The organism is Candidatus Atribacteria bacterium, from assembly GCA_011056645.1.
Classification (GTDB): domain Bacteria; phylum Atribacterota; class Phoenicimicrobiia; order Phoenicimicrobiales; family Phoenicimicrobiaceae; genus Sediminicultor; species Sediminicultor quartus.
In genome coordinates this window covers 1-5926 of sequence record DSEL01000023.1, presented here as the reverse complement: position 1 = coordinate 5926, position 5926 = coordinate 1, and the positions used below count along the sequence as shown (strand labels likewise).

Here is a 5926-nt window from a genome sequence, read left to right as displayed (position 1 = left end):
CTTTTATTTCATGATTAACTTCGCTTTTTTGCTCAAATCTTTTAGCGGCCTGGGAAACAGCTGAATAATCCATCTTGAAAAGTTCACCTATTTCAGATAAGGAAAGTGGCGTGAACCGCTTAACGAGATAGATGGCTAAAGAGCGATTCAGGTTCCCTCTTTTTTTATCAAATATCCTCTTTCTTTCAATAGGTAATGCTTGCGTCATTTTGGTAATAATCGTATCCACATCATGTTTAGACTGAAAGCGGGTAGAAGGAATTTCTCTTCTTCGTCCTAGATGTTCTATCTTTTCTTTTACCCTTTCAATAAAGGTTGCACTGCCAAGAGCGATATGGTGATAGGATTCCTTAATGGGATCTTTCATATTCTGACTTTCGCTAACATACTCTCGATATTTGTTCATTGCTTTAAAAGTATCTTGGTCTATAGATTTTAATACAAAAGAAGGATCGGTCATATCAGATTTTCTTAAATTTAAGTAATCCAAATAACTGCTCCAGGGATAATCTTCTAATTGCTTTATTATTCCAGCCCGTAAGGGATTTAGATGAATATAAGCTGAGAGAACAAGCGCATAATTGTCGGCATCCACCAGAATAGATTTAAACCGGCCTTGAAAAAGAGGACCGATGATTTGATGTTTATTACGAAACCAATTGGCATAAGAACTGTTGAGATAGTGGATACCTTGAGACAGGTTGGATTTATTCGTTTTGATAAAGATATGATAATGATTATCCATGAGGCAATAAGCGTAACAAATCGTCGAATATTTGATGAGCATTTCTTTTAATCTTTTTAAAAACACCTCTTTGTCCCGGTCGGAATAGAATATCTTTTCTCTCCGGTTGCCCCGGGAGGTAATATGATAAAAAGCATTTTCAAAAGATAATCGTAAAGGTCTAGTCATATTAAGATATTAGCACCTGAATAGAGTTATGTCAAATGTTGAGACCTGACCCCTTTCTTTTTTTAAAACCAAAGAGATTTATGGTTAAATCATTTCAGGGTGTATTTTAATTTTCCATTTCCTCCCTTTATGAAAAGTTAGTTAAAGTTACCGAATTACTGAGCTATTATAACCGTCCCCCTAACATTTTTCATAATTATATCTCCTTTACAAGCTCGCTTTGTTATCGGCAAAGCGAGCTTTTTATTTGCTAAAAAATTTATAGTATGAAGTTTCGTTGGAACACGTTATCCGTAATTTTGACAATTTCCTTAACTTTAATTATAATCAGAGCAGAAACCGACGTGAGTTAAAAAAAACATGAAGAAATTTGGAGGTTTGAAATGTCTATTTCACAAATGTTAAGTTATAGAATTTTACTCAGGAAGGAACCGGAAGGCGGTTATACGGTAACTGTCCCTTCTCTCCCCGGATGTGTTACCTATGGCGAATCCATCGAAGAAGCAACGGAAAGAGTAAAGGAAGCTATCGAATTATACTTAGAAAGTTTAAGATCTCATCACGACGAAATCCCCAATGATGAAGGCACTTTAGAATATACTCTTACGGTGGGAATAAGTGCCTAAACTACCGCCTCTAAACTCCCAGAAAGTGATAAAGATCCTGGAAAGTAATGGTTTTGTATTAGATAGGACCAAGGGGAGCCATCGAATATATTACCATTCTGAAAGTAAAAGAAGAGTTATTATCCCTTACCATAAGAAAGATTTGCCAAAAGGCACTTTAATGGAAATTTTAAAACAAGCAGGTATTAGCAAAGAAGAATTAAAATAAATATTGAAACCCAAACCCTTTTATTTCACTTCATTTTTGCTTTAATGAAATCAGGAAATAACATTATTTTTTCAGCATCATCTGAGTAAAACAAAAAAGGTTTTACTTCTTCAACTAATTTTTTAAAATTTACTTTCTCGCACTTTAACAGCAGCCTTTTTTTAATCTCTTCTATACCGGTTTCTTCTTTAAATTTCATCTTCTCTCTTAAAAAATGATAACTTGGGTTTGTTTTGGAAAAAAGAAATATTACATCATAGAAATCTCTTCCCATCGGCCTAGGACGATATAAAACAGCTAATATTTTCTGAGACAATAATATATCTGGTGGTATGGCATTTATTTTCATAAAAATATCAAACTTATTTAAAATAACTCTCTCGGTCTTATAATCAACATTTTGAGGTTCGCAATCAATTTGAATGCTTAATTTTTCCCGGGTATGACCAGAAATACCGTGCTGATAAAATACTCCAGGGAATTTTACAAAACAATGAAAAGCACCTCTATATCTATTTTGTATTTCCACAGAATAACCATATAACTCTAATTGTCGTAATATTTTATCTGATAAATCTTCAAAATCTTCTTTGCTTAAACCCCTATTATCAAAATCCAAATCTTCAGAAAACCGCCGAACGCCGTGGATCATATGGATTGCCGTCCCACCCATAAAGATCAACCGGCTTCCATGTCCGGAACTGTAAATAATATCTAATATGACATATTGTAAGTATTCCCTTAGTAAATTCCTTTTTAAGATTCTCAAATTTTCAGGGTAAAATGTTTCTATCTGTTTTAAATTAAGCATTTTTCATATAACTCCAAAAACGATTCATTCTTCCGGTTAATTTCTTTTGATTAAACTTTTCTAAAAATATCATTAATTTAGGATGACTAACCTGACTAAAAAACATCTCTTTATTTATCCGTAAACTATCAAAATCTTGCTCTGTTTCTATATCTGAGTGCAAGCAAAAATAGTCCAACAGGGCTTTCTCTATGCTGGCCATTTTTAAATATTTTTCCTGAAACTTTATTAAATCATAACCAAAAAAAAGCGAAGGCTTTAAAGACCTATAAATAAATTCTCCGATAGATGTAACAAAATGATAAGTCTTTCGAGTGGAAATAGAGGTAATTCCATAAATGCTTTCGGGAATTAGATGATAATAAGATAAGGCACTTTCCAGGGAGATATAAGATGGCAAATAAATGCGATTGGCAATCTTAAATAAAATTTCCTCACTAAGTTTTAAATCAGAAAAGATATAATATCCACGAACTACTTTTTTAATATAGCCCTTATCCTGCCACTCATTTAATCTTCTCCGATGAAAACCAGGTTCAATATTTTTAATCTCATTTAAGGAAAATATGGTGAAATCCCTTAACTCACTCTTTAATTCTAAAAATTTCATCTTATTTCTCCAAAATGCTTTTTACAACACTTTCAAGAAATATAATATCACTTTATTAATCTAAAAGCAAAAATAAAAACTTTCTCCTTAAAAATAGGTGACAGAAAAAACCATTTTGATAATAGCAAAAAATCACCCAACAATTCGATATAAGATCTTAAGCGGGGTTGGAAATGGCAAACTAAAATGCACCTAAGGTGCAAAATTGTTTTCCGCACAAGGTGCATTTCTACTTGCCACTTACCTTCTTCGGTGATAAAAATATAGCTTTTCATTTATCAATCTCCTTTAAATATTGTGTGTCAAGGACATGGTTCTTTGTCCATTTTAAGAATAAATATTTGCCTTATTTAATCGCCACCAGCGATCAAAAGAATTAGTCTTTTCTAATTTTTCTACGCATTAATATTATTACGACAAAAGATATAAAAAACCCTTCTTTTTTAAAATAAAATTATTTTCCTCCAGTTCTTTGTCAATCTCCGTATGATGAGGTAAATATACTCCTACCCCCTACTGGAATTTTTCCACTACCTTAGTGGAAATTCTCCACACCCCCCAGTGGAATTATTCCACACTAACAGCAACAAGTAAGAACAGTAACAAATAGAACAGCAACAACATTTGGATGTAATTTTTTCCCTGCTGCTGTTGCTGCTCATAAATTTTTTAAAATATTTTTTATTAGAGGTTTGTATTTTCACCCCTTTTTTGCAATGTAATAAGTAGAGGGGATAAATATTTATTTATCTTCTTATCCTCTCTCCCCGAAAACTATTCAAAGGAAGGTAAAAACTATGGAAAGAAAAATAGCAGTTAACAAAACTAATTCTTATACTACTATTCAGGACTACTTCTTGGCTCGCTGGGTAAGTACCATCGGTCTCGGCCCAGCCATGCTCTATCTTCAGCTCTTAAGCTACTGTCATAAAGGAAAAGACATTGCCTGGCCTTCCATTCAAACTCTAAATAAAAGAATGGGCACTACCACCAAGACCTTAATCAGATACCGCAATATTCTATTAGAATATGGTCTAATCAAAAAAATGGTAAAACAAAGATCTTCCTCCGGAGGATATGACCATAATCTTTATCAGATAGTTCTATTAGATAAAGAAAATATTCTTTATCCTCCGGTAGAAAAACTGCCGGAAGAAAACGAAGAGATTATCTCTGGAATATCAGAAGAATTTCCTTATTTCAATCAGAACAATCCCAATAAAATAGTTCCTGATAATAAAAAATCTCTAAAGACAGAATGGATAAAAGTAGAGTTGGAAAAACTAAATATGGATAAAAAATCGGTTGATAAAATAATTTCAAATTATTCTTTAGAGGATATTGAGAAAAAAGTTGACCTTCTCCGGATAAAGAGGAATGTAATAAATCCTGCCGGCTGGCTGATTACTGCCTTAAAAGCTAATTACCTTAATCCTGAATCATCTAAAGAAGAAAATGATGAGGAAGAAAAAATAATGGAGACAGAAGAAATAGAATCGGAAAGTAAAATAGTAAAACTAAATAAATTAGCTCTTAAAAAGAAAGAAAAAGAGGAAAAGGACAGATTATTCATGGAAAAAAGCCTGAAATGGATCGAACAGAATCTGGTTAAAAAATTTGAAATGTAATATATATGTCAGGGAACGGCTATTTGCCACACTTTAAGAATATATTATTTACCTCATTTAATTGCTGCCAGCGGTCAAAAGAATTAGCCATTTTAAGTGATTTTAAGTGCCTATTTTAAAAAACAAAAGGAACAGAGAACGGTTCTCTGTTCCTTTTCAATTAATTCTAATTTTCTTATTACTTCGTTCCAAGCTGCCGCTGTGATTCTTTTAGCCAGTACTCGGCTTTGGCATTATCGGGCTCTATCTCCAGGACTTTTCGATAATTTTGGATTGCTTGCTGATAATCTCCGGTTTCAAAATAGACCCTTGCCAGCCAGTAATAGGCCTCGGCAAATCTTGGATTTAAGTGAATTGCCTCACGATAAGAATCGATTGCCGGATTGAAGTTCTTTTTTTCATAATAATTATACCCTTGTTCATACAGGTTGTATGCTTGCTTGCCATACTTGATGGATGCCTGTATTTTGTCATAAAAATACTGTGCTCTGGGGTAGTTAGGATCAAGGTTGAGTACCCTCTCCCAGTAAAATAAGGATTTTTCTAAATCATCAGTTTCATAAAAGACCCGGGCAGCCCAATAATTGGAATCCATTAAATCAGGATACTCTTTAATCGAGTTCAAGAAGTAGGTGAGAGACTGCTCATAATCACCTTTCTGATAGGAATTAGAACCCAAACGATAATAGGCATGGGCTAAATTCTGTTGGACTTGGAGAGAGGTAGAGGTCAAATCTGTTCCCTTGATTAGATCCAGGTATTTTTTCCATTGTTCCGCTTCCCGGTAATACCAGTTAGTATACTGATACATCAGTGCCAGGTAATAATTGGCTTCAATAAAGTTCGGATCAATGTAAAGAGCTTTTTGGGCATAATCAATAGCTTCAATCCATAGTTTTCTGCCGGGATAATTGGCACCCTGATAGGTATCTAAGGCCTCTTGCATCTTATTCACTGCCCTTTGCAGGTAGTCTATTGCCTGCGGTTGTGTATTACTGGAAATCTGCAGTTGTTGGGCAAGACCACTGAGAATAAAAATTTGAGAAACGATTAAGAGCAGTAATAGTATTATTGTATAGTAGGTCTGTTTATTTAATTTCATTTCTAATGTCCTTCCTAATATAGATTAT

The 5926-nt window shown here is 33.6% G+C and carries 7 protein-coding genes; 3 read left to right on the top strand and 4 right to left on the bottom strand.

Features of this window, described 5'->3' with window-relative positions; all coding sequences use genetic code 11:
- Positions 1–913, bottom strand: a 913-nt coding sequence (locus ENO17_01085; protein ID HER23653.1) for a chromosomal replication initiator DnaA, incomplete at its 3' end; no start/stop codon positions are given.
- A gap of 389 nt (positions 914–1302) precedes the next feature.
- Between ENO17_01085 and ENO17_01080 the strand changes: the two genes are divergently transcribed.
- Both ENO17_01080 and ENO17_01075 read left to right on the top strand, forming a co-directional pair.
- Entirely contained in the window at positions 1303–1539 is a 237-nt protein-coding gene (locus tag ENO17_01080) for a type II toxin-antitoxin system HicB family antitoxin (GenBank protein ID HER23652.1), read from the top strand.
- A complete protein-coding gene (locus ENO17_01075; GenBank protein ID HER23651.1) occupies positions 1532–1747 on the top strand; it encodes a type II toxin-antitoxin system HicA family toxin in 216 nt (71 codons plus the stop codon). The genes ENO17_01080 and ENO17_01075 overlap by 8 nt, the downstream gene beginning before the upstream one ends.
- 25 nt (positions 1748–1772) lie before the next feature.
- On the opposite strand, the gene ENO17_01070 is transcribed toward ENO17_01075, so the two are convergent.
- A complete protein-coding gene (locus tag ENO17_01070) occupies positions 1773–2558 on the bottom strand; it encodes a nucleotidyl transferase AbiEii/AbiGii toxin family protein (GenBank protein HER23650.1) in 786 nt (261 codons plus the stop codon).
- Entirely contained in the window at positions 2551–3168 is a 618-nt protein-coding gene (locus ENO17_01065) for a hypothetical protein (protein HER23649.1), read from the bottom strand. Before ENO17_01065 ends, ENO17_01070 begins: the two co-directional genes overlap by 8 nt.
- Before the next feature lie 797 nt (positions 3169–3965).
- Here ENO17_01065 and ENO17_01060 point away from each other — a divergent pair.
- Positions 3966–4796 carry a helix-turn-helix domain-containing protein gene (locus ENO17_01060; protein HER23648.1) on the top strand — a complete coding sequence of 277 codons (831 nt, stop codon included), beginning with the start codon at positions 3966–3968 and terminating at the stop codon, positions 4794–4796.
- Positions 4797–4974: 178 nt separating this feature from the next.
- On the opposite strand, the gene ENO17_01055 is transcribed toward ENO17_01060, so the two are convergent.
- Positions 4975–5898, bottom strand: a complete 924-nt coding sequence (locus tag ENO17_01055; GenBank protein ID HER23647.1) for a tetratricopeptide repeat protein — start codon at positions 5896–5898, stop codon at positions 4975–4977.
- Positions 5899–5926: the final 28 nt, after the last annotated feature.